Origin of the sequence: Nocardia anaemiae NBRC 100462 (genome assembly GCF_001612725.1) — a bacterium.
GTDB lineage: Bacteria > Actinomycetota > Actinomycetes > Mycobacteriales > Mycobacteriaceae > Nocardia > Nocardia anaemiae.
Genome location: NZ_BDAZ01000046.1, coordinates 31,775 through 55,565 on the forward strand (window position 1 = coordinate 31,775; position 23,791 = coordinate 55,565).

18 protein-coding genes are annotated in these 23,791 nt (G+C 66.7%); 7 read left to right on the forward strand and 11 right to left on the reverse strand.

Annotated elements, in window-relative coordinates:
- The first annotated feature begins 47 nt into the window (after window positions 1–47).
- On the forward strand, window positions 48–626 hold the full coding sequence (locus NA5_RS25430) for an NUDIX domain-containing protein (RefSeq protein WP_062990346.1): 579 nt from the start codon (window positions 48–50) through the stop codon (window positions 624–626).
- 4 nt (window positions 627–630) lie between these two features.
- On the opposite strand, the gene NA5_RS25435 is transcribed toward NA5_RS25430, so the two are convergent.
- On the reverse strand, window positions 631–1,050 hold the full coding sequence (locus tag NA5_RS25435) for a pyridoxamine 5'-phosphate oxidase family protein (protein WP_062990348.1): 420 nt from the start codon (window positions 1,048–1,050) through the stop codon (window positions 631–633).
- 234 nt (window positions 1,051–1,284) lie between these two features.
- Between NA5_RS25435 and NA5_RS25440 the strand changes: the two genes are divergently transcribed.
- A complete protein-coding gene (locus NA5_RS25440; RefSeq protein WP_062990350.1) occupies window positions 1,285–1,692 on the forward strand; it encodes a hypothetical protein in 408 nt (135 codons plus the stop codon).
- A 75-nt stretch (window positions 1,693–1,767) separates the two neighbouring features.
- A complete protein-coding gene (locus NA5_RS25445) occupies window positions 1,768–2,280 on the forward strand; it encodes a GNAT family N-acetyltransferase (RefSeq protein ID WP_062990352.1) in 513 nt (170 codons plus the stop codon).
- 36 nt (window positions 2,281–2,316) lie between these two features.
- On the opposite strand, the gene NA5_RS25450 is transcribed toward NA5_RS25445, so the two are convergent.
- The gene (locus tag NA5_RS25450) at window positions 2,317–2,718 is read right to left on the reverse strand and encodes a hypothetical protein (RefSeq protein WP_062990354.1); all 402 of its coding nucleotides are present in this window, start codon (window positions 2,716–2,718) and stop codon (window positions 2,317–2,319) included.
- A gap of 113 nt (window positions 2,719–2,831) precedes the next feature.
- On the opposite strand from NA5_RS25450, the gene NA5_RS25455 reads away from it, so the two are divergent.
- Complete coding sequence (locus NA5_RS25455; RefSeq protein ID WP_062990356.1) at window positions 2,832–3,689, forward strand: helix-turn-helix domain-containing protein; 858 nt, start codon at window positions 2,832–2,834, stop codon at window positions 3,687–3,689.
- Here NA5_RS25455 and NA5_RS25460 read toward each other — a convergent pair.
- The 8 genes from NA5_RS25460 to cobC all read right to left on the reverse strand — a co-directional run bounded on the left by NA5_RS25460 (window position 3,638) and on the right by cobC (window position 20,155).
- Window positions 3,638–4,327 carry a S1 family peptidase gene (locus tag NA5_RS25460; protein WP_245672391.1) on the reverse strand — a complete coding sequence of 230 codons (690 nt, stop codon included), beginning with the start codon at window positions 4,325–4,327 and terminating at the stop codon, window positions 3,638–3,640. The two genes, NA5_RS25455 and NA5_RS25460, sit on opposite strands and share 52 nt — an antisense overlap.
- A 160-nt stretch (window positions 4,328–4,487) precedes the next feature.
- Window positions 4,488–11,744 carry a non-ribosomal peptide synthetase gene (locus NA5_RS25465; RefSeq protein ID WP_062990360.1) on the reverse strand — a complete coding sequence of 2,419 codons (7,257 nt, stop codon included), beginning with the start codon at window positions 11,742–11,744 and terminating at the stop codon, window positions 4,488–4,490.
- Between the two features lie 174 nt (window positions 11,745–11,918).
- On the reverse strand, window positions 11,919–14,393 hold the full coding sequence (locus NA5_RS25470; RefSeq protein ID WP_062990362.1) for an FAD-dependent monooxygenase: 2,475 nt from the start codon (window positions 14,391–14,393) through the stop codon (window positions 11,919–11,921).
- 315 nt (window positions 14,394–14,708) lie between these two features.
- The gene (locus NA5_RS25475; RefSeq protein ID WP_062990364.1) at window positions 14,709–15,998 is read right to left on the reverse strand and encodes a bifunctional RNase H/acid phosphatase; all 1,290 of its coding nucleotides are present in this window, start codon (window positions 15,996–15,998) and stop codon (window positions 14,709–14,711) included.
- Window positions 15,999–16,080: 82 nt separating this feature from the next.
- Window positions 16,081–16,818 carry a zinc ribbon domain-containing protein gene (locus NA5_RS25480; protein ID WP_062990480.1) on the reverse strand — a complete coding sequence of 246 codons (738 nt, stop codon included), beginning with the start codon at window positions 16,816–16,818 and terminating at the stop codon, window positions 16,081–16,083.
- 176 nt (window positions 16,819–16,994) lie between these two features.
- Window positions 16,995–17,639, reverse strand: a complete 645-nt coding sequence (locus tag NA5_RS25485) for a hypothetical protein (RefSeq protein ID WP_062990366.1) — start codon at window positions 17,637–17,639, stop codon at window positions 16,995–16,997.
- A 104-nt stretch (window positions 17,640–17,743) separates the two neighbouring features.
- Entirely contained in the window at window positions 17,744–18,862 is a 1,119-nt protein-coding gene (locus tag NA5_RS25490; protein ID WP_062990368.1) for a Nif3-like dinuclear metal center hexameric protein, read from the reverse strand.
- A gap of 228 nt (window positions 18,863–19,090) precedes the next feature.
- Entirely contained in the window at window positions 19,091–20,155 is a 1,065-nt protein-coding gene (cobC, locus tag NA5_RS25495) for an Rv2231c family histidinol phosphate aminotransferase CobC (protein ID WP_062990370.1), read from the reverse strand.
- A gap of 17 nt (window positions 20,156–20,172) precedes the next feature.
- Between cobC and NA5_RS25500 the strand changes: the two genes are divergently transcribed.
- Together NA5_RS25500 and NA5_RS25505 are read left to right on the forward strand one after the other, a co-directional pair.
- Complete coding sequence (locus NA5_RS25500; RefSeq protein WP_084484406.1) at window positions 20,173–20,733, forward strand: low molecular weight protein-tyrosine-phosphatase; 561 nt, start codon at window positions 20,173–20,175, stop codon at window positions 20,731–20,733.
- Window positions 20,733–21,593 carry an SURF1 family cytochrome oxidase biogenesis protein gene (locus NA5_RS25505; protein WP_062990483.1) on the forward strand — a complete coding sequence of 287 codons (861 nt, stop codon included), beginning with the start codon at window positions 20,733–20,735 and terminating at the stop codon, window positions 21,591–21,593. The genes NA5_RS25500 and NA5_RS25505 overlap by 1 nt, the downstream gene beginning before the upstream one ends.
- 184 nt (window positions 21,594–21,777) lie before the next feature.
- Here the strand turns inward: NA5_RS25505 and NA5_RS25510 are convergent, their stop codons facing one another.
- The gene (locus tag NA5_RS25510; protein WP_062990484.1) at window positions 21,778–22,695 is read right to left on the reverse strand and encodes a cobalamin biosynthesis protein; all 918 of its coding nucleotides are present in this window, start codon (window positions 22,693–22,695) and stop codon (window positions 21,778–21,780) included.
- 144 nt (window positions 22,696–22,839) lie between these two features.
- On the opposite strand from NA5_RS25510, the gene sigJ reads away from it, so the two are divergent.
- Window positions 22,840–23,790 (forward strand): RNA polymerase sigma factor SigJ, encoded by a 951-nt coding sequence (gene sigJ / locus NA5_RS25515; protein WP_062990372.1) that lies wholly within the window; start codon window positions 22,840–22,842, stop codon window positions 23,788–23,790.
- Window position 23,791 lies beyond the last annotated feature (1 nt).

Here is a 23,791-nt window from a genome sequence, read left to right on the forward strand (position 1 = left end):
CCGCGCTGCGCGAAACCTGTCGGTGCCCGCGACTACAGTCGCCTGCCATGAACCGCGCGACCGCGACCGTCGCCGATATCGTCGACGCGATCACGCCGCTCGATGCGCTCGAGCGGCAGCATATCGAGGACACCAGGGCCTGGCTGGCCTCGACCGACGATGTGTTCCGTCGCGTGAAACCCGATACTCCCGCACGTCATCTGGTCTCGTATGTGGTGCTCGTGGACCCGCGAGCGCGCAGCGTCCTGCTCGGCCGCCATCTCCTGGCCGGACTGTGGCTGCCGACCGGCGGTCATATCTCGCCGGGAGAACATCCGCTGGCCGCCGCCGGGCGCGAGGCCGCGGAGGAATTGGGCATCGATCCCGAATTCACCGTCATCGGAACCGAACCGCTGTTCCTCACCGTCACCACGACGGTCGGTACGCACAGCGGACACCAGGATGTCAGCCTCTGGTACGTCATCCGCGGCGACCGCACCCGCGAATACACCTTGGACCCGGGCGAATTCGGTGCGGCACGCTGGTGGGATATCGAAACCTTCGACCGCGTCGACGCCGATCCACATTTCGCGCGCTTCTTGACGAAACTCGAACCGCTACTCCCCGAAAGGATTCCGAATCTGTGAACGACTACCCATCGACTGCTTCCGGCCGAACGTACTCGATTCCGGTGACGATATCGGGCAGGATTCTGGTCACCCGATCACCGGCACCGACAGTGCGAGGAGGCAAGAACTGTTGGTAGTGCACGATTTCGTGTTGGTCGCGCACGGTGTCGGCGATGCCGGTGACGATCACACACCAGCCGAGGGAGGTTTGGTGGTCGATCGCGTCCACCTCGTAGGCCACGACTTGACGATCGAGCGAACCGGTCGTCGCGGCGTCGGCGTAGATGACCAGATGATCCTCGACCATCGCGTGGCTGACCGGGCGAATCGCGGGTAAGGCGTAGCGCGAGAACGCGACACGCCCGAATCCGATCGTGCCGAGCAGGTGCAGTGCGGTATCGACCGACAGTTCGCGTGACTCCCGCACACCGTCTACTGCCATACCCCATTGTCCACCACTTCGCGGCCCGAAGCAGCCCCTATCGATCACCTCACTTCCGGACAGGCGGTGATCATGTTGCCTACCAAGCTATTACACGGTACGAAGGATAAACAGGTATCGGTTTTCCGAAGGAGCCGTTCGTACCGCCGAAATCGGGCGCAGTAGAATGGCCACGTCTCCGGGGTCCCGAAACGTGGCCAACCAATACGAATCAACGACTCAGGAGGACTTTCGATGCCCGACGATGTGCGGTCGAGCTCCCGGACCGGCGCCCGCGGCAGCAGCCGAAGCACGTGGCGTAGTAGGCCGCGACGATCATTCGGCCCCACCAAGGAGCTATCCGGAAACGCCACCGCGTTCGCCGATTCCAGCGATCGGCTGGTGCGCCGCCTCTTCGACACCGGGCTGCGGCTGCACAAGCTCCGCATGGTTTTCGATCGGCCGGATCCGAGTGCCGCCGAGTTACGAACGGCCAGCGATGCGATCGCCGCGATGCTCGACGACCTGGACGGACTGATCCGCGAAACCGGACTCGCCATGCTGGATATCGCCCACGAACACGACACCGAGACAACCGAATCACTGCACAACCAACCGATACACGACGGACGACTGACGAACCGTCGCGGCCGACTACGCTGACAGCGAGTCTGAATCCCCTGTAGGTGTTGCAGGCACCGGTTTGCGCGAGGTAGCGGAGCGGTGCACCATCGCCGGATGAGAGTGCGGCAGTTGGGCGGGGACGAGTGGACGGTCGCCCGAGAGATCCGGCTCGACGCGCTGGCGGGATCGCCACCGGGAACATTCGCCTCGACGTTCGAGGTGGCGGCGCGGTGGGATGAACCGCGGTGGCGGCAGTGGATGGGTACGCGGCTGCTGTTCGTCGCCGAGCGCGATGGCGGGGTCGTCGGCTCGGCGGGCATCGTCACAAAATCCGATGACAGTCCGCCGATCGTGGTGTCGGTCTGGGTGAATCTGCGCGCACGCGGCACCGGGGCATCGGATCTCCTGCTGGCCGCCACCTTGGACTGGGCCAGGACATATGGTCACAGCGAACTTCGGCTCTGGGTTGTCGAGGGCAACATGCCCGCCGAGGCGCTGTATCTGCGAACAGGTTTCGTCTTCACCGGCCGCCGACAGCGCTGTGGCGAGGATGATCCGCGGCTGGAGAAGGAGATGTTCATCGCGGTGCCGTCGGCTCGGCCTCTCGACGAACGCCAGCCGTCATGAGATCCGCACTTGCCACACCGCACCGAAGTCCGGTCTTCACAACCCGGCCCGCCGCACCCCGCTGACCTCCAGCGCCGCGAACACCGCAACCCAGAGCGCGCCGATCAGCAGGAACGCGACGCCGAGCCCGGTCAAGTCGAGCAGACCCGAGAACGCCAACAGCACTAAAGCCAGCGCCGAGACCACATTGACCCCGATGGCGGCGACCGCATGGCTCGGCACGAGTTCCGGGTACCCGGCGATGAGCAGTAGCGCTAGTCCGCCGCCGATCATCGCGACGCCGAAGGGAATGGACCAGGTGGTCGGCAGTCCCAACGGTCCGCTCAACGATGCCGCCCCGGCCAGCATGATGACACCGAATACCCCGGTACCCCAGCCGTCCAGGCGCAACACGGCGCGCAGAAAACCGGAGTCGGTGCGCGCGTCAAGTGTGCTCATGCTCTTCCTCTCATCGATCGGCTCACGACACCGACCATGCCGATCTGAGGTCAAGCTCTCAATAACCTCTGAGGTCATGGCCGAGCGGACACGGCGCTGATTAACCTGCCCAGGTGGCGGTAAATCGGACACAATCGCGGGTCGGCGCACTGCTGCGCGACTGGCGGCAGCGGCGCAGACTCAGCCAACTCGATCTGGCGCTGGCCGCGAACAGCTCCTCCCGCCACATCTCCTATATGGAGACCGGCCGGGCCAAACCCAGCCGTGCCATGATCCTGCGGCTCTGCGAGGCGCTGGAGGTGCCGCTGCGCGAGCGCAACACCCTGCTGCTGGCCGCCGACTACGCACCCGCCTACCGGGAGAGCGGTCTCGACGACGCGAGCCTGGCCTCGGTCCGTTCCGCACTCGACATCATGCTGACCGCGCACGAGCCCTATCCGGCGGTCGTGGTGGACCGACTGTGGAATGTGGTCACCGGCAATAACGCCATGGGTCTGTTCATGGCCGATATCCCCGAAGCGCTGATGCTGCCGCAACCGAATGTCTACCGGCTGGTGCTGCACCCCGACGGCCTCGCCGCCCGCCTCGCCAACCTGACCCAGGTGCGAGAGTTGTTCTTGGAGCGGCTGTCTCGCCAGGTGAACGCCAGCGGCGACACGGAGCTCCGGACACTCTACGACGAAGTCGCCGCATATCCCCCACCGCCGGATTTCACCGATATGCCCGATGACGATGCGGCACAACCCAATCCGTTCGAGGTCCCGCTGCGCATCCGAACTCCGTTCGGCGAACTTCGCATGTTCAGCACCATGGCCACCTTCGGCGCACCCGCGGATGTCACGCTGTCCGAACTCGCGATCGAATTGTTCTATCCACTCGATGAATTCACCACCGCGGCACTGCGCGGACTCGCGGCAACTCAGATGAGTCGGAATCCGCTACCGACCCCGCCGGTGGCGTCCACGGCCTGAAGTATCTGATCGATGGGCGCGAAGAATGCCGGTGAGTGAATGGGTATCGCCGGGAAGATACACGGAATATTGAATCCGACGCCGTTGATTCCGGTCAGCCGCCCCTGATTCATGCCGACCAGTCGATCACCGACGGTGACCGGACCACCGGAATCGCCTGGCTTGGAACAGGACTGGTTGATGGTGGTGCCCTCCAGCGAACCCCAGACCACACCGCAGTCGAATCGGCTGCTGCGCCCGCTCGTGCACACCGGTTCGCCGGGCGCGGGCGCCGTACCGAATCCGGCGATGGTGGTCGGGCCGACATCGCGCACGGGCGTGACCTTGGCCGAATCGAATTGCAGCACCGCGAAATCGAGGCCTTCGCCGTCATCGGAGTAGGCGACCGTGCCGATCACACCGGCACCGAGGAAGCGCTCGGCACCGAATCGCGCGCCGGTCGGGGCGCAGTGCCCCGCGGTCAGTCCGACCAGTCGTCCGGCGCTGTCATAGCCGATCGCGGTCAGCGAGCACGCGGCGTTGTTATCGAAGACCAGGCCCGAACTGCCGCCGACCACGGCATTTTCGGCCGCCTGCGCGGTTCCGGCCCCAACGAGTCCCACAGCGGCCGAGCACAACGCGATCATTCCCAACTTCACGGCACTACTCTCCTTCTCGAAAAGCGCTGGCCGACATCGGAATCGACACAGGCGCCGGCCAATCGCCCACACACGACGGAGAGCCGCCCCCGACAGCTGCGGCCACTCCGGAACTCTAGTTCACGGTTCGTGGTAACCGCTCCCGTCGGGGGCAAACCGATCAGGCGTCGAGCATTTCGGCGCCGAGCTCCCGGTCCGGATCCGGATCGGCCGCCGCGAGCGCCGAGTCCAATTGCACCGCTACCTCGCGAACGTGCGGTTCGGTCATCATGTGCAGGTGGTCACCGGGCACCGGGACCAATGTGAAGCGCCGGGCCGCGTACTGCCGCCACCCGTTGTCCGCGCTGTCGAACATGCTGCCGACGGCCTGGTGCGCGAGATCCACACCCGGCGGGAGGCCCTCCTGGGCGCGCAGCAGGGTGAAATCGCGGTCATACGGTTCGAGCTGGTAGTCGAGCAACGCCGTGTAGTTGGCGTAGAACACCTCGTAGAGCCGCCGGATCGCCTGCGGTGAACTGTCGGCGGGCAGGATGCCGGATCGGATCGACTCGGCGAGCATCGCGTCGAAGAGCTCCTCGGATCGGTGCACGTCGGGCTCGAAATCGACGAGCGCGGCCTTGTTTCCGCGGGCGTACCACAGCAATTCGAGGAAAAACCAGCGAATGAGCTGCTCCTCGGCGATGGGTTCGCGGGCCTGCAGACGCAATGCCATGGTGTCCAGCAGCGTCACACTGGCCACCTCCCGCTCGGGCAGTTGCCGCGCCATCTCGAGCGCGACATTGCCCCCGAAGGACCACCCGGCCAGGTGGTAGGGACCCTCCGGATACACGCGACGCACCGCCGCCAGATACGACTCGGCCATCCCGACGATCGTCTTCTCCGGCGTACTGCCCGCATCCGCACCGGCGGCCTGCAGCCCGTAGATGGCGCGATCGGGATCGAGATAGCGGGCAAGCGCCAAGTAGCACAGCACATTTCCGCCGATCGGATGTACAAGGAACAGCGGCGGCTTATGCCCGCCGACGGTGATCGGCACCAATGGATCGAAGGTGCGCCGGGTATTTCCGGACCGGATCAGCGCCGCGAGCTGGGCAGCCGTCGGCGCGCCGATGAACGAATCCAAGGGCACTTCGGTGCCGAAGCGCCGGGACAACCCCATCACCACGCGCATAGCGCCGATGGAGGTGCCGCCCGCGGCGAAGAAGTCGTCGTCGAGACCGATCGAGCGCAGTCCGGCGTATTCGGCGAGCAGTTCGACCGCGGAATGCTCGAAATCGTCGGCCGGTTCACGTTGTGCGCCAATCGATTCCGGTGCCGACTCGACGATCGAGCGAAGTGCGCCGTCGTCGCGCTTGCCGCTGGGTGTGCGGGGCAGTTCGTCGAGGAAGACAAATCGGGACGGCACCATGTGCGTGGGCAGTACGCCGCGTAGATCGTGGCGCAGCGCGGTCAGATCGGTCTGCTCGGCATCGCCGACCAGGAAGGCGATCAGCGCACCATCGATACCGCCGAATCCGCGTGCCACCACGGCCGCCTCGGTGATGGTCGGATACTTCTCGACCAGGCCGAGGATGCACAGCTCCACCTCGGCGGGCTCGACCCGGAAGCCGCGGATCTTGACCTGACTGTCACTGCGGCCGAGGCATACCAGATCGCCGGAGGCCAGCCGCACGCCGAGATCACCCGTGCGGTAAAGAATTCCGCCGCCGTGCGCAGCCACGAAGCGCTGTGCGGTCAGCGCCGCCCGGTCCTGGTAGCCGCGAGCGAGGGAACGGCCGCCGAGGTAGATCTCACCGATCACACCGTCGGCCACCGGACGCAGAGCGCTGTCGAGCAATTCGACGGTATCGCCGTCGACCGGGCGGCCGATGGGCGGCAGAGCCGGGTAGTCGTCGGGTGCGCCCGCGAGGGTGAATACGGTCGCGACGTGCGATTCCGTTGGGCCGTACTGATTTTCCAGCAAGAGCCCCGGCACCACTTTGCACAGTGTGCGGATCTCGTCGGTGATGCGCAATTGCTCACCGGAGGACGCGAGAACTTTGAGGTCGACCGGGAACTTCCGCCGCGCGACCACGGCCTCCGCGAAGGCCTGCAGTGCGACATAGGGCAGGAACAGTCGCTCTATGCCTTCTGCGATAACGATATTCAGCAGATCATCGACATTCGAGCGCAAATCCGCCGAACTCACCCGCAGCGTGGCACCCGCGGCCAGGGTCGTGAAGATCTCCTGGAACGACACATCGAAGCTCAATGGCGCCAACTGCAATGTACTGGCCAGGTTCATACCCGATGGGCTGCGGTTCTGCCAGTCCACCAGCGTGCTCAGGCCGCGGTGTGGCATGGCAACGCCCTTCGGCTCGCCGGTGGAGCCGGAGGTGAACAGCACATAGGCCAGCGCGTCGGGCGAAATGTAGTCCGGGACAGCGAAATCCACGTCACTGTCAGCGGTCGGATCGAATACCTCCGCCGTATCCAGCACCAGTCGAACATTGTCGACGATCTCGGCATAGGCGGCGTCGGCGATCACCCGGTGCGGGCGGGCGCGGTCGATCATGAGATTCAGCCGGGCCCGCGGATAGCTGACATCGAGCGGCACGCAGGCCGCACCCATTCGCATGAGCGCCAGCACCAGCAGCACCAATTCCGGGCGACGGCTCATCAGGATGCCGATCCGGTCGCCGGATCCGATCCCCAAACCATGAAGCCACCAGGCGAGTCGTTCGCTGCGCTCGATCAGTTCGTCGTAGGTGATGCTGGATTCGTCGCCCTGGACAGCGATGGTGTGTGGATTGAGCGCGGCCGCGTCGGCGACCAGTGTGCCGACATCGCGCGCGGTCGCCGGACCGGTGCCGCGATCGATCGCCGCCTCCGGATCCGCGACGATCGCCGCCAATATGCGCAGCTGCGTCACCGCGACGGTCTCGCATTGATCCTTGGTCAGTGTGTGATCGCCGTTGACCCGCAACCACATTCGGCCGTCGCGTGGATCATGGGCCACGGTGACCAAGAGCTGGAAGTTGGTGTCCTCGCGAACGTCGAAGTCGCGCAGGGTGACTCGGTCCGCACCGAGGATCGGCGCGAACAGGTGGTAGTTGATGAAGTTGAATGCCGTCTCGAAGGTGGGCCCACCATCGGCCAGGATCGACCGCAGTGGATAGCGCCGATTCGGGTAGGCGTCGCGATCCCGGCGCGCTATCTGCTCGACGGCCGCGCGCCAGGTGGTGGCGGTGTCGTCCAGCCGTATCGGCAGCGTGTTCAGGAACAGACCCGCGATATTTTCGGCCCCCGCCCGATCCGGTCGGCCGTGGCTGACCACGCCGGTGGTGATATCGGCGCGGCCGGTCACCGTGCGCAGCGTCAGGCAGTGCGCCGCCAGGTAGACCGCCTTCTCGGGGACCTGGTGTCGGGCGGCGAATGCGGTGACCCGATCGGCCAGCCGACGCGGCACCGCGGCGGCGGCCCGCGGTTCCTCCGCACCCGCACCCTCGTGGACGCCGAGGGCGGTCAGCGCGGTCGGGTCGGCTCCGGCCAACGCCTCGCGCCAGTACTCGCGGGCCGAATCATCGTGCATTGCGGCGATTTCGGACTGGGCGTACTCGGCGAGGACGGTGGCCGCCCGCGGCGTGTCATCGACACCGGTTTCGATGACTCCCAGCTTGTTCAGGTAGTCGACCAGCAGTTCGAGCACCGAGGTCGCGACACTCCATCCGTCGAGGATCGCGTGGTGGAAGCTGAACACCAGATCGACAGTCTGCAGGGCGCTTTCGGACGGCCGCAGGAATACCCGGACGGCATGTAGCGGGGCGCGTGCGAGATCGTACCGGGCGCGCCTGCGCTCCCGCGTGTAGTCCTCGACCTCCTGATCGGCCAGCACCGGATCGAGATCGGAGACATCGACGACCTCCAGCTCGCACTCGATCGCCCGGTGCACCACCTGCAGCGGGACCGAATACCTGCTCAGCTCGAACGAGGACCGCAGTGCGGGCTGTCGGCGAACCAGCCGCTCGAAGGCGGCGTGGAATTGGGCGGAGTCCCAGGGCATTTCGAACCGATAGCGGAATACGTCCTTGTAGGTCACCGAATCGGCGCGCTCGATGCTGTGGAACAGCATGCCGAGCTGCAGTGCGGTGGCCGGGAAGGCATCCTCGGCCTGATGCAGTGCGGCGCGGTCGATCAGCGGGACCGTAGCCAGTGGATCGGCGATGCGAATCCGGTTGCGGTCCGGGCCATCCGAGACGATGCGAGCCAATTCGGCAATGGTCGGATGCGCATAGAAGGCATCCACGTCGAAGAACAGTCCGGCGCGTTCGGCGGCGGTGCGCACAGATAGCGCGAGTATGGAATCGCCGCCGTGGGTAAAGAAGTTGTCGTGTACACCGATGGAGTCGATACCGAGCACGGTCCGCCAGACCTGTGCCAGTTCGGCCTCGACCGGCGTCCGCGCCGCAGGCGCGGCCATCGAACCCAGCCGCGGTTCGACCGGCACGCCGACGACATCCGCATGCTCCGAAACAGCCGCCGCCCGTGCCAGTGCCTTGCGATCGGTCTTGCCGTTGGGAGTCAACGGAATACGATCGACGCGCAGCATGCGGGTCGGAAGCATGTAGCGCGGCAGGCGAATCGCGATCTGTTCGGCGATCTCGTCACCGGTCACGTCATCGCCGACGAAATATCCGACCAGATGCGGTCCCTGCGTCTCGGATTGCTCGTCGACAACGACCGCCGCGCGCACACCCGCGCAACCGAGGATCGCGTTCTGCACCTCGCCGAGGGTGATCCGGTTGCCGCGGATCTTGACCTGATCATCGAAGCGGCCCAGGTATTCCAGGGTGCCGTCGGCCAGCCAGCGCGCCAGGTCGCCGGTGCGGTAGCGACGACGGCCCGGCACGGTCAGATCGTCGACGAACGCGGCCGCGGTCAGCTCCGGTCGGCCGCGGTAGCCGCGGGCGAGGCCGACTCCGGCGATATTGAGTTCACCGGGTACACCGATGGGCATGCGGCGTCCGGATTCATCGAGCACCAGCAGATCGATATTGTCGATCGGACGGCCGATGGGCACCAGATCGATCGAATCTTCGTGCGGGCAGTCGAAATACGAGACATCGACGGTGGCCTCGGTCGGACCGTAGAGGTTCACCAACTGCGGCGCTCGCCGCGCGACCGCGGCGAAGGCAGCGTGGAAGCGCCGGACCAGTACGGGCGGCAGCGCCTCACCGCTGCAGAACACCCGACGCAGGGCGGCAATGCGCGGCACGATTGTGCGATCGGCCTCCAGTTCGTCCACGAAGGCCGCCAGCATGGACGGCACGAAGTGGATGACGGTCACCGCATGCGCCTCGACGGCCTCGACAATGCGGCGCGGATCGCGCTCACCGCCGACCTCGAGCAGCGCCACCTTGGCTCCGGTGATCGCCCACCAGAACAGCTCCCACACCGAAACATCGAAGGTGACGGGCGTCTTCTGCAGGATGACATCATCGGCGAGCAGCGGGTAGCGGCGCTGCATCCAGGTCAGCCGGTTGACTACCGAACGATGCTCGACCATCACGCCCTTGGGCACGCCGGTCGAGCCCGACGTGTAGATGAGATAGCTCAAATCGTGTGGGTGCGAGACATTTTCGACGGCGCCGGGCACGGTGTCGGCAACCTCGATACGGGTGACGCCGAGGTCCTGGTAGACGCGCGCATGTTCACTTCCGGCGACCACGAACCGCGCTTCGCAGTCCGCGAGAACCGTATCGATGCGCGCCGCCGGATAATCCGGATCGAGTGGCACGTAGGCGCATCCGGCACGCAGGATGCCGAGCACCGCGATGAGCATGTCGGTCGAACGCGGCAGAACCACCGGAACGCACTCGTTGCCGGTGACGCCGAGCCCGTGCAGACGCGCCGCGAATCCGTCCACCAGAGCGGACAATCGGGCGTAGCTCAGTTCGGCCGAGTCGGCGGACACCACCGCCACCCGGTCCGGATGATCGGCGGCCGTTTCGGTGAAGAGCCGATCAATGGTGGTGTACGGGAATTCGATGCGCGGCCCCGCCTCGAAAGCCGTCACTTCGGCACTGGCCCGCTCCGAGAGCAGCGGCAGCGCACCCACCGGGGTCTGCGGCTGGTCCAGCGATGCGGTCAGCATTTCGCCGACGCTGCGCAGTGCCGATTCGATCGGAAAGCTCGCGTCGAAAATGTCTGTGTCGTAGAACAACTGGAGACTGATCGAGCCGTCTCGACCGTTTTCCGCAGTGACAATGGTGAGTGCGTTGGTCACCGAACCCGGATTGTGCACCGTCCATTTCGAAAGCAGTTCGTGGACGTAATCGGCATCGGGCAGCTTGGTGTGGGAGAAAGCGACGTCGTAGAGCGGCGGCGCGGCCGGGTCCGGATTCAGTGCGCGGGTCAGCTCGCCGTACGGGAAGCGCTGATGCTTCTTGAGCTTTCTGATCTGCTGGGTCACCTGCTCCGCGATCTGCCTGAGCGGCACGTCGCGATCGACGCGGACCGGCAGCGGGACGACATTGGCGCGATGGCCCTGGGTGCGATAGGTCTGCGCGGAGTGCCGGTTCAGCATCGGGACACCGATCACCACCTCATCGGTGCGGTGGATCGTCGCGAGATAGGTTGCCACCGCGGCGGTCAGATACGCGAAGACGGTCACACCGGTGGCACGGACACGATCGAGGTACTCCCCCGAGATCATCGTGTTGTAGTGGCCGCGGGCGATTCTCGGCGAGCTGGTCCGGTTGGGGAACAGGGCGGGCTCGACACCGTCGAGCGCGGCGAGCAGACCGGCTCGATCGGCCGTGTACTGGTCGGAGGCCCGGTACGCCTCGTCGTCCTCGACGATCCGCCGATAGGTGGCCACGGAACGATCGGTGTGCTCGTCGGCGGGCTCGGGTACCGCAAGCCGTTCGAGCGGAACGTCTTTCATCTTGTAGCTGGTATCGAGCGTGGCGATGACCGGATTCATGCCGTAGCCGTCGGCCAGCGCGTGATGGAACGAGATGAACAGGAAGAACCGGTCCGGCCGATCCACCACCGCGGCCAGCCGCGCGGGCCGATCCGGACGCTCGGGCGCGCCGACCTCACGCCACAGCCATTCCTGGGTGGCGGCCTCCGGATCAGGTGCGCCGGTCAGGTCGATGACCTCGACCGGTGGAATCTCATTCGAAATCCATTGGCGGAATTCGCCGTTCTCGAAGCCGAAGCGCAATCGCAATGCGTCATCGCTCAGCAGCGCTCGCTGCCAGCACGCGCGCAGCCGCTCGATATCCAGCGGCTCATCGATGCGCAGACTGTAGGTCTGCTGAGCAACGGGTTCCGGCGCCAGCCGGAATGCCAAGCCGAGTACGTCGCGCTGATATGCGCTGACCGGCCATGCCTCGATGGGTCTTTCGGGATTTGCGCTGGTTTCCGACGTCACAGTCACTCCTATCGCGACAGTCGCGGCACAGGCCGTGCGCAAACTGTCCAGGACCCACCCCTGATGACGCCGAAACGCAAAGCTGTTACCACTTGTATCCAGTTTTCAGATAGCGCGAATTACCGGCATCGACATCGATGCCGGGATTCGCGCTCGTTTATGGGTGCGAGCCGGTCAGATCACCGACAGCAACGCGCGCACACTCTCATCGGCAAGACGCTCGGCGCGCTCGCGCGACACCGCTGGCTCGACATAGCCCAGGTTGAACGACAATTCGCCGTGCGTGGCATTGGCGGTGGCCATGATGAAGCCGCTCACCGACATGCCCGAGACGAATTGCGCGCCCGAGAGCTGCCACGCGCCGATCTTGTCCGGGAACGCGTAGCGCCCCAGATAGGTCATACACAGGTGACCTGGACCGCGAGTGTCCATCAGCTTGACCGTGGATGCACTGGCGGCCACCGACTTCGGCGCGGCGACCTTCAGCAGGCTCAATGCCGCGAGATGGTCGCGACGGTCCATCCGTGCGCCGTACTCGCGCTCGATCTCGTCGGCGATCTGCCACAGCGACGACCACGGCGCGTACTTCGCCGGGGTCGCGATCATACCCTGGTAGGTGCCTACCTCGGTATCGGCGACCGCGCCACCGAGGTGGCCGCGGAAGTTCACCGAACTGCCTACGGTGTACCAGGATTCGGTATAGGTGCCCGACTCGCGGGCCGCCGCGATGAGCAGCGCCGCCGAGAGCGCGGCCTGCAGGCCGACGCCGCTGCGCGCACAACCCGCGGTCAATGCGTCGAGTTGATCGGCGTCCAGACCGCGGTGCACGACCCGGCTGCGTCGCCGCGACGGCGGGGCGAGTTCGGTCGGCTCGACTCGGCGCGGCCGCTTCAACTGCGACTTCTGGTCGCGCAGCAGCGATCCGAGCGTGCGGCCGAAACCCTTGGCGCCCTGGAACTTTGCTGGAAACAGCTGCTCCGGGCCGGGCCGAACCGGGGCGGGCTCGAGATCGAGGCCATCGCCCGCGGCGACCTGGAGCACCTGTTTGGCCACCGACATCGCGCTCTCGCCGTCGGCGATCGCATAGTGCAGGGTGACGATCAAATCGCTGGACGCACCGGTCGCATCCGTGATGAGCACCGCGCGCGCGAGCGGACCGGAGTGCCAGTCGAAGGGTTCGCGCAATTCGACATCGTCGACCTCGGTGAGCCAGGCGTCCGGATCGGCGGATTCGACAACGCGCAGCGGAATCGGCGTCGGCACCGGTACGAAACGCGGTGCGGTACCGTCTGGTTCGGCTGCCACCGCGACACCGAGCAGCGGATGTCGATGCTGCACTTCGTCGAGACCGGTGCGCACCTGCTCCGCGGTAATCGAGCCGTGCACCCGCACCCGGGCCAGAATATGCAGCGGCGCGAGCTGATCGGCGATCCAGTGCCAGCGCTCCACCGGGGACAGCTCGCGCGGCAGCCGCGCGGTCGGTCCCGCCAGCGGCGGGAACGACATCGGCTTACCCAATTCGCGCAGGAAGAATTCGGTGGGAGCGTGCCGGAAGTAGGTGTCGCGCACCTTGACCAGCTTGGGATCGGTCGTCTGTTCGATCTTGCCGAGGGACCACGAGCCGTTGACGAACATGGCCGTCCGCTCGGCGCGGACCTGCTCGTAACGACGCAGTCCCGCAACGGGATCCAGCGAGGTCTTCAGCGTGTGGGCGAGTACGGCCGCGTCCTCGATGGCGGAGTTGGCACCCTGGCCGAGGCTGGGCAGCATGGGATGGGCGGCATCACCGAGCAGGGTCACCCGCCCGCGACCCCAGCCGTCCAGCGGCGGCCGGTCCTGGCAGGGCACGGCGAGCACATCGGCCCAATCGGTCTGATCGATGCAGGCACGCACCTCCGGCGCCCAATCGGCATAGAGCCGCCGCAGATCTTCCTTGCTGCCACGCCAATCGGCGGCCTCCTCGCCCGGCATGGTCATGGTGCCCCACCAGTACACCCGGCCGTGGCCGATGTCGTGGATGCCGAAACGCATTCCGGTGCCCCAATAGTGCGCGGAGTAGCCGCGCGGCACGGCGGGATGTTCGAACGGGATGCAGGCCAGCCAGGCGACGAAATTGCCGGGGCGCGGTTCGGCGCGGCCATGCAATTGGGCACGCACCACGGAGTGGATGCCGTCGGCGCCGACCAGCAGATCACCCTCGGCGATGCGGCCGTCGGCGAATTCGACGCGCACGTGCTCACCGTCATCGATGAACCGAGTCGCTTGTGCGCCAACATGAGTCGGGGTGTCGCCGATAGCGCGCAGCAGGACCGCGTGCAGATCCTTGCGGTGCAGCGCGACACTCGGTGCGCCGAACCGCTCGTCCTGGCGGTGCACCGGAAGCACTCGGATCGGCGTGCCGTCCGGGTTGTTGAAGCGGAAGGTCTCGACCTTGCCGCCGCGCTCGAACAGCTCCTCCTCGATGCCGAGGCCGATAGCGCGCAGTGCCTTGATTCCGTTGGCCTGCACCGAAAGTCCGAATCCCTGGCCACGCAGCTCGGGTGCGGCTTCATAGAGTTCGACCGCGAAGCCCGCCTGTCGCAATGCGGCGGCGGTGGTGAGCCCTCCGATCCCCGCACCGAGCACGACAACCTTGATCGGACTACTCATTCGAACCTGCGCTTCCATCGAATCACTCGACCGCACAGGACACTTCATCGTTCGAAGCGACCATCGAGCAACGCTGCCCACCGGTTCTCATCCCCCCGAGCAGCACTGTTCGAAGACCTTCGTTATCCCCGACCAGACAGGCGGGGCGGGATGCCTGTGCCTGACCGATCCGAAGCCTACCGCTATAACCGTGTCTGAAACGTTACCGTGTGAGATTCAACCCAAAGGGGCCGTTTCGGCAAGCCGAACCCGTTGCGATGGGCCATAATTCACGGTTCGCGCAAACCTGTTGGTTTGGTCCGATGCCCAAATCCCTCAGAGGTAGGACGTATCGTTGACCAACCGAACCGACGAACCGCCGTCCGGATAGAACTCCGCGATCGACAGCGACGCCAGGTCCAGGTGCAGGCGATACAGCAGCGACGGGCCGACGCCGAGCGCCAGTTGCAGCAGGGTCTTGATAGGCGTCACATGGCTGACCACCACGATGTTCTGGCCCGGATACCGCGCGACCAGATCGCGGCGGACCGCCTCGACCCGTTCGCGGACCTGATCGAAGCTCTCACCGTTCGGAGCGGGCAGCGAGGGATCGCCGAGCCAGCGGGCGTGCAGCTGCGGATCTTGTTGCGCCGCTTCCAGGAAGGTGAGACCCTCCCATGCGCCGAAGTCGGTTTCGGTGAGGCCATCGACGACATGCATCGGCACGTCGAGTGCGGTGGCGGCGGCTTCGGCGGTCTCGCGGGCTCGGCCGAGCGGGGAGGTGACCACGGCGGCGATACCGCCCTTCGCGGCGAGCATTTTCGCGGCGCGGGCGGCTTGTTCACGGCCGAGATCGGTAAGCGGCGGGTTGCCGCGACCGGAGTAGCGGCGCTCGATCGAGAGCGTGGTCTGGCCGTGGCGCAGCAGCAGGAAGCGGGTCGGGCGCCCGGTCGCGCCGGTCCAGCCGGGCGCCCTCTCGGCGGCGGTCGGCGTCGGGCCTGCGGCGGCTCGGGAATCGGTCGCGCTCGACTGTGCGTCCCTGGCTTCATCGATCCAGCTCGGCAGCTCAGCCTCGGCGCCGCGCACGGACGCGGGGGGTTCGTCGGTCCAACCGAGCAGCTGTTCTTCGGCCTCGCGCACCTCCTCCGCCAGGGTTGCGGCGGCCGCGCCCGCATCGAGTAACTGCCGCTCGGCGGCATGCACCTCGCCGATCAACGTTGCGTCGTCCATCGCCTCGTTCGCCAGCCGATCGGCGTGGGAGTTCTCCGCGCGCGGTATCCAGGTGAACGTCACGGCGTCGAATCCGGTGACCAGCCTGCGGGCGCGGTCGGCCAGCGGAATCATGGACGCGTGTTTGACCTTCCAGCGTCCGGACATCTGCTCGACGACCAGCTTGGAATCCATGCGCACCGACACCACGCGCGCGCCCAACTCCGCCGCCGCCTCCAAACCCGCGATGAGCCCGCGGTATTCGGCGACATTATTGGTGGTGATGCCGAGGTATTCCCTGCGTTCGGCGAGGATTCGGATGTGATCGGCAGCGAAGACGACCGCGCCGTAACCGGCCGGGCCCGGATTGCCCCGGGAACCGCCATCGGCCTCGACGATCACCTCGCGCTCGGTCATTGTTCCCCTCGTCCTGTTCGACAGCCGACCATCCGTCGCTGGGAGCGGACCGACGCGAGTACTGGTACCCGCACCGGAAACCTCACAAACCCGACTCCTTGGTGCGCACCAGGATCGCACCGCATTCCGGACACCGGACGATCACATCCGGCGCGGTCTTGGCGATCCGCGCGATCTCACCGCGATCCAATTCGATCCGGCACGCACCGCACCGGCGGGCCTGCAGCAGCGCGGCGCCGGTGCCGTGCTGGGTGCGCTGCCGGTCATAGATGCTCAGCAGTTCGTCCGGGAACAGCGCGACCAGACCCTTGCGGTCGGAATCGCAACGTCCCTGTGCCACATCGAGATCCGCGAGCGCCTCGTCGCGCAGGCGCTGCGCATCGGCCAGCTCCTGTTCGGTCTTGCTGAGCCGTGCACCCGCGTGATCGTGATCGGATGCCGAGGCCTCGCGGCGCTCCATCACCTCGAGCAGCTCGTCCTCGAGCACCGAACGGCGCCGCTCCAGGCTGCCCAGTTCATGCTGAATTTCCGAGAGCTGTTTGGCGCCCACCGACCCAGCGGTCAACATGGCGCGGTCGCGCTCCTCGCGCTTGCGCACCGCGTCGACCTCACCCTCCAGCTTGCGGATATCGCGGTCCAGATCGTCGAGCGAGATTTCGACCGCCACCGCCGCGTCCTTGTGCGCATTCCGCTCGGCCTCCAGCCGCGCCACCTCCTGCTGCTCGGGCAACACGGTGCGCCGATGCGCGATCCGCGTCAGTTCGGCGTCGACGGCGGCGAGCTGAAGCAGCTTGGCCTGGACAGGTGGTTCGACATTCAACGCGGACAAACTCCTGGACGCTGTGGACGGATGAGGGGCACGCGAGCCACGGGAGGTGACGATGCCAGTCTTCAACCGTACCCCGGTTGGCCGGTGATTCGGTCCGAGGGGAGTGCTCGGTGCGTCATCGACCGCGCAAGCAGCGCGGTGTGGCGCCCGTCTTGTCCGGCCTGTGGTCAGCTGCCGGGTGCGCGGGTTTTGATGGCGTCGCGGGAGATGAAGACGTCGTAGGTGCCGGGAGTGGCGATGACGGCGTTGCCGTAGGCGGAGCGGACGAAGGGGTCGGTCCACCATTTGTGGTTGCGCATATCGTTGAAGAAGTCCTGGTCGTCGCCGTTGACGAAGATCTGGTTCTGGGTGGTGGCGACGCCGTCGAGGCGTTGGCCGTAGAGGCGGGTGACCTTGTAGCCGGAATGGAAGCCGAGGGCATTCACCCAGGGCTCCAACTCGACGATATTGGCCTGCAACACCCATAGGTCACCCTCGACCTGATATTTCTCGTGCTTGTCGGGATGGTGCTCGTCACCGTAGAGGGTGAGGTCGACCTCGAGCCGGTGATCTTGGCCCGCAACCTGATTCACCACCACGTGCGCCGCCTTGACCTCCCCGCTCAGTCCTAGGAAGGTCTGTACGAGCGTGATCACCCACAGCAGTAGCACCGCGACGACCAACAGCGCTAGTCCGCCCGCGCCGCGCCCGAGCAAAACCCGCAATCCGACCTTGCGCACCATGACGAGCGCCGATATCAGCAACGCGACCGCGACCAGGATGATCAGCATCAGGCCGATCTGCACGATCCCGAAGTCCACCGGGAAATTCATGCGGTAGTTGTACCCCGAGCGGGCGCGTCAACTCACCTGAACCAGATACCAAGTCGGCCAACACGCCCGAACACGCCGTCGCACTGGGTGGTTCGGGATCGGGGTTACGGGGCTGCGATCGTCCACGGGTCGGTGCGCAGCGTGGAAATACGGGTTTCGAGGTCGGGCAGCGCGATTCGGACAGCTGTCTGCGCCTGTGCGCACCAAGGGAATTCGGTTGCCCAGTGGGCGGCATCGATCACCGCGGGGCCACCGCGGCGCAGGTGTTCGTCGACCGGGTGGTGGCGCAGATCGGAGGTGACGTAGGCGTCGACGCCGAGGCGCGCCGCCGCATTCAGATAGGAGTCGCCAGCGCCGCCGCATACCGCGACGGTCCGGATCATCCGGTCCGGGTCACCGGCCGCACGGACACCCCAGGTGGTCGCGGGCAACGCGGCGGCGACCCGAGAGGTGAACTCCCGCAACGACTCCGGTTCCGCAAGGGTGCCGACCCGACCGATGCCGAGCCCGGACGGCAGCGCCGCGCGCTCGGTGACGTGATAGGCGGGATCTTCGTAGGGATGGGCCGACCGCAGCGCCGCCAGCACGGCCATGCGCGCCGATGGCGGTGCGATCACCTCGATGCGGTCCTCGTCGACCTGCCGCAATTCCCCGATGGCGCCGATCGTCGGATTGGCCCCCGCCACCGGACGAAACTGTCCGACTCCCGACACCCGCAAGGCGCAGTCACGATAGTTTTCGCTGCCACCGGCACCGGCCGCGAACAGTGCCGCCAGCACCGCATCGGCATGCGAACGCGGCACTTGTACCACCCAATTGTCCATGGCGGCTTGTGGTTTCGAGTCCAAAGGCCCGGTGACCGTGAGTCCGAGCGCGTCGGCCAGCGCATCGGAAACGCCCGGATCAGCGGAATCCGCATTGGTATGCGCCGCGAACAAGGCACATCCGGACCGGATGAGCCGGTGCAGCAGAGCGCCTTTGGGCGTATCGGCCGCGACGGTGTCGACCCCACGCAGCAGCAGCGGATGATGCACCACCAGAGCCTGTGCGCGCCAATCGATCGCCTCATCCACCACGGCGGCAGTGGCATCCACCGCGAACAGCACCCGAGCGACCTCATCCCCCGGATCACCGCACACCAACCCCACCGAATCCCACGACTCCGCCAACTTCGGCGGATAAGCCGCGTCCAGCACCCCGATGAGATCCGCCAGCGTTGTCATCCGCCTACCTCCGTTTCCCGACCACTTCCGACCACACCGAGATCACCGGCCGAGACCCGGCGGCCGGGGACGAGCGCCGTCACACCACACCGTCCGAATTCCAGCACCAGTGACGGGCAGATACTTCCATGCGGCCGGGATTGCCGTCGCATCCGAATCTGGCACGCCATGGCTGGCGCCGCACCGCACGAACGGACGAAGCACAACGACAATCCGTCTGGGCCGACATCACACCCCTGCCGCCTGGATTCCGGCAATCAACCGATCGACCTCGGCGCGAGCGCGGACGGCGACACGCAGGTAATCCGGTCCGAGGCCCGGGAAGGTGTCTGCGCGGCGGACCGCAATTCCCTGGTCCGACAGGTGTTTTCGCAAGAGTTCACCATCTGGTGCGCGCAGCAAGAGGAATGGTCCGTCGGCGGGGGTGTGGACGTGTATGCCAAGCGCGGTCAGCCGTTCGATCATCGAGTCGCGTTCGGCGGCGATCGTGTGTGCTCGCCGTTGTGCCGCGGCGACCACATCCGGCGCGGCGGTCGCGGTGATCGCTTCGAGTTGCAGTGTGCCGAGCGGCCAGTGCGCGCGGCCGTGACTCAGGCGTGCCAGCAGCTCGGGGGCACCGAGGAAGTAGCCGCAACGCAGGCCCGCCAGCGCCCAGGTTTTGGTGAGGCTGCGCAGGACGAGGATGTCCGGTGCGGGCGAAGCGGCCAGTGTCTGCGGTTCGCCGGGAATCGCATCGGCGAAGGCCTCGTCGACCACGATGATGCGGCCCGGTCGACGTAGCGCGCGGATGGTGTCGGCAGGGTGCAGGACCGAGGTGGGGTTGGTCGGGTTGCCGAGCACCACCAGGTCGGCGGCGGTTGGGACGAACGCCGGGTCGAGGGTGTAGGGCGGTTCGAGGACGACTCGGGTCACCGGGATATCAGCGTCGCGCAGCGCCAGTTCGGGTTCGGTGAACGAGGGGTGCAGCACCGCGGCCAGTCGCGGTGCGAGACGGGGCAGCATTGCGAAGCCCTCGGCCGCGCCCGCCAGCAGCAGCACTTCGTCGGCGGTGCGGCCGTGCCGGGCCGCGACCGCGGTACGTGCGGCGAGTTCGTCGGCCGCGCTCGGATATCTGCCGAGGTCGTCCAGTCGCGCGGCCAGACGGTTGCGCAGCCAGTCCGGCGGCGCACTGCCCTGCACATTCACCGCGAAATCGAGCATGCCGGGCCGCGCGTCGACGTCACCGTGGTGACGCAGTTCCGCGTGCTCGACTCGCTCGGCTGACACGGGAAAACACCCTACGTGGCGGTCCATCGGGACGACCGGCCAGAATGGCTGTCGTGGGTGAGTTGCACGTGTCGTTCGTCTGTACCGGCAACATTTGTCGATCGCCGATGGCGGAGAAGATGTTCGCGGTACACCTGTCCCGCGCGGGACTCGCCGACCGCGTGCGGGTCAGCAGCGCGGGCACCGACGGCTGGCACGCCGGAGATGACGCCGACGCCCGCACGAACGCCACCCTGCGCCGCCACGGCTACCCGACCGGCCATATCGCCGCGAAATTCGGCAACCGACACCGCGACGCCGACCTGCTGATCGCCCTCGACTCCGGCCACGAACGCCGCCTCGCCACGCTCGGCATCCCGTCGGAGCGCCGCCGCCTGCTCCGCAGCTTCGACCCCGCCGCCGACACCCTCGACGTCCCCGACCCGTACTACGGCGACACCACCGACTTCGACCTGGTCCACGACCAGATCGCAGCCGCTATCCCGGGACTGTTGGACTGGGTCCGCACCGCCCTCGCCGCACGCACCGGCGATATCGGTAACGCCGTCGAGTCCGGCGGAAAATCGGACCAATCAGTCTCTCACGTCTCCGACGGACGCCCGTGATGCGCCGACTGACCTTCCTGCTGCGCCCGAGTTGGCTGATCCTGGCCGTACTCGTGGCGGCCTTCGCCTACCTCTGCTTCACCGTGCTCGCACCCTGGCAGCTCGGCAAGAACACCACTACCTCGCACCGCAACCAGCTGATCGCCGATTCGGTGGACGCGGCCCCGATCGATATCGCCACGGTCCTGGACGACCAGAGCACCGATTCGCACGCCGAATGGCGACGTGTCACGGCGACGGGCAGCTATATGCCCAATTCGACCGTGCTGGTCCGTCTGCGCCACCTCGACGGTGCGCCGGGCTACTCGGTGCTGTCCACCTTCAAACTCGATGACGGCCGCATCCTGCTCATCGATCGCGGCCTCGTCGCGGCCGTCGACGGCTCCCGCCCACCGCAGATTCCGGACCCACCCACCGGACCGCAGAAGATCGAGGCGCGCATCCGGATGTCCGAGGGCGTCACGCCGGGTAAGGACCCGACCGTCCAGGACGGCTACCGCCAGGTGTATTCGGTGGACACCACCCAGGAGATGACCGTTCTGCAGCAGCCCCTCACCGTCATCCCGACCGGCGAACGCGGCGGCTACCTGCAGCTGAGCGAAAACCAGCCCGGTGCCTTCACCCCGACTCCCCTCCCGCAACTCGATGCGGGTCCCTATCTCTCCTACGGCCTGCAATGGCTGGCCTTCGGCATCATGGCTCCCCTCGGTCTCGGCTACTTCATCTACGCCGAGATCCGCGAGCGCCGCAAGGAAAAAGCCACGGCCACCCCGGAACCGACCCCATCCGAAACCCCAACCCCCGCATCGGCATCCACCAACCAGCAGCGCCTTGCCGACCGCTACGGCGGCACTCGCTGATCCGCATCGGCTGAGATCAGCTCCAGCGAGCGGATCCTCGGACGGCTCGACGAAGGACCTGGCCACCACAGCGGGACCATCGATACGGATTCTGTTCACCGGCCCCGAACCGGGGTCCGCACATGCGATTTCAGAGCCGATCAAGTGATTGCCGCCAAGCGAAAGCACACGCCACTTACCAAGGTCAGCGACGCAGAATCGACCAGAGCGCCGCGGTCACGACCGCGCCGACCTGGATCGCTTCCGACATGCGTACAGCACGCCGGAGATCCGCGACCTGCGGTGCGGGACCGTCCCCCAGGGTTGGACGCAGTTCGGTGCCGTACCGGTATCGAGTCCGCCCGCCGAGCCGGACACCTAGCGCACCTGCCATCGCGGCCTCGACGACCCCGGCATTGGGGCTGGGATGTTTGCCCGCGTCTCGGCGCCACGCGTGCAGCACGTCCGCCGGATGACCGCCCACCGCAGGGGCGAACGCGGCGGTGAGCATGCCGGTGATGCGTGCGGGCAGCAGATTGGCCAGATCGTCCACGCGCGCGGCGGCCCAGCCGAAGCGCAGGTACCGCTCATTGCGGTAGCCGATCATCGCGTCGAGTGTGTTGATCGCGCGATACCCGAGCAGTCCGGGCGTCCCGGCGACAGCACCCCACAGCAGCGGCGCGACCGTGGCATCCGAGGTGTTCTCGGCAATGGATTCCAATGCGGCACGCGCCAATCCGTCCGCATCGAGCACCTCCGGATCCCGCCCGCACAGCGCAGGCAGCAGCGCCCGCGCACCGTCCACATCACCGGACTCGAGCCGGTCGGCCATTTCCCGCCCGACGCGCACGAGGCTGCGCCCGCCGAGCACCGTCCATGTCGCCAGCGCGGTCGCGACCAGTCCACTACGCCGCAGCCCGAAGCCGAACGCCGTTGTCGCACCGACCAACACCAGTTCGTGCACGATCCCCGCCGAACGCCGATCGGTATAGGTCACCTGCTCCAGCGCACTTGCCGCCGTACCGAATCCGGCCACCGGGTGCCATCGGCGCGGATCACCGAACGCGCGGTCGAGTGCGAATCCGAGCACCAGCCCGGCCGCCCTGGAAGTCCCCGTCTGCACCCGGCGAGGGTAGCCGGTCGCCGCGAGCAACCCGCCAGCGCGCCGTGCGAGCCGAGATGTCACACTCGCTAGCCCTGCGTCGTCATCACCATGACGACACATAAGCTGCCCCTGACGGGGCCGTACGACCGAACGGCGAGACCAGTGACCGCAGACCAGCCTTCCTCCGAACCCATCGACCAGGCCGAGTTGGCTCGGCGTTTCGAGGAGCACCGGCCGTATCTGCGCAGGCTCGCCTACAGCACGCTCGGCAGTCTCACCGATGCCGACGATGTAGTGCAGGACGCGTGGCTGCGGCTGCAACGCCAGTACGAGGCCGGTACCGCGGGCGCGATCGAGAATCTGCGGGCCTGGCTGTCCACCGTCACCGGGCGGCTGGCCCTCGACCAGCTCGGTTCGGCCCGCGCCCGGCGCGAGCAGTATGTCGGTGAATGGCTGCCGGAGCCCGAGGTCACCAGCTGGGACGATCCGGCCGATCGGATCACCCAGGACGAGCGCGTCACCACGGCGCTGCTGGTCGTGTTGGAATCCCTCTCGCCCGCCGAGCGCACCGCATTCGTATTGCAGGATGTCTTCGGGATGAGCGGTCCCGAGGTCGCCGAGGTCGTCGGGCGCACCCCGGCGGCGGTGCGACAGCTCGCCTCGCGGGCACGCAAGCGCGTAGAGGACGGCACGCCCCGCTTCCCCGCCTCACCCGACGAACAGGAGAAGGTCGTCTCGGCCTTCGCGGTGGCCTGGCGCTCCGGTGATCTGAGCGCGCTGCTCGGCGTGCTCGACGCGAATGTCAGCCTCACCGCCGACGGCGGCGGCAAGGTCCCGGCCATCCGTCAGCCCGTGCGCGGCGCCGAACTCATCGCGAAGATGCTGCTCGGCTGGTACCACGCACCGTCCGCGGTGGGCGCGTGGGGCCGTGCGGTCCTGGTCAACGGTGCGCCCGGTCTGGTGGTCTTCGACGGCAACCACACCGGCGTCTTCTCCTTCACCATCGATAATGGCCGCATCGTCGCCATCAATGTGGTCCGCAACCCGGACAAGCTGCACGACCTCCCCACCGAGGGCGCCCCTGACTGGTACCTCGGTCCGAACGCCGAATAAT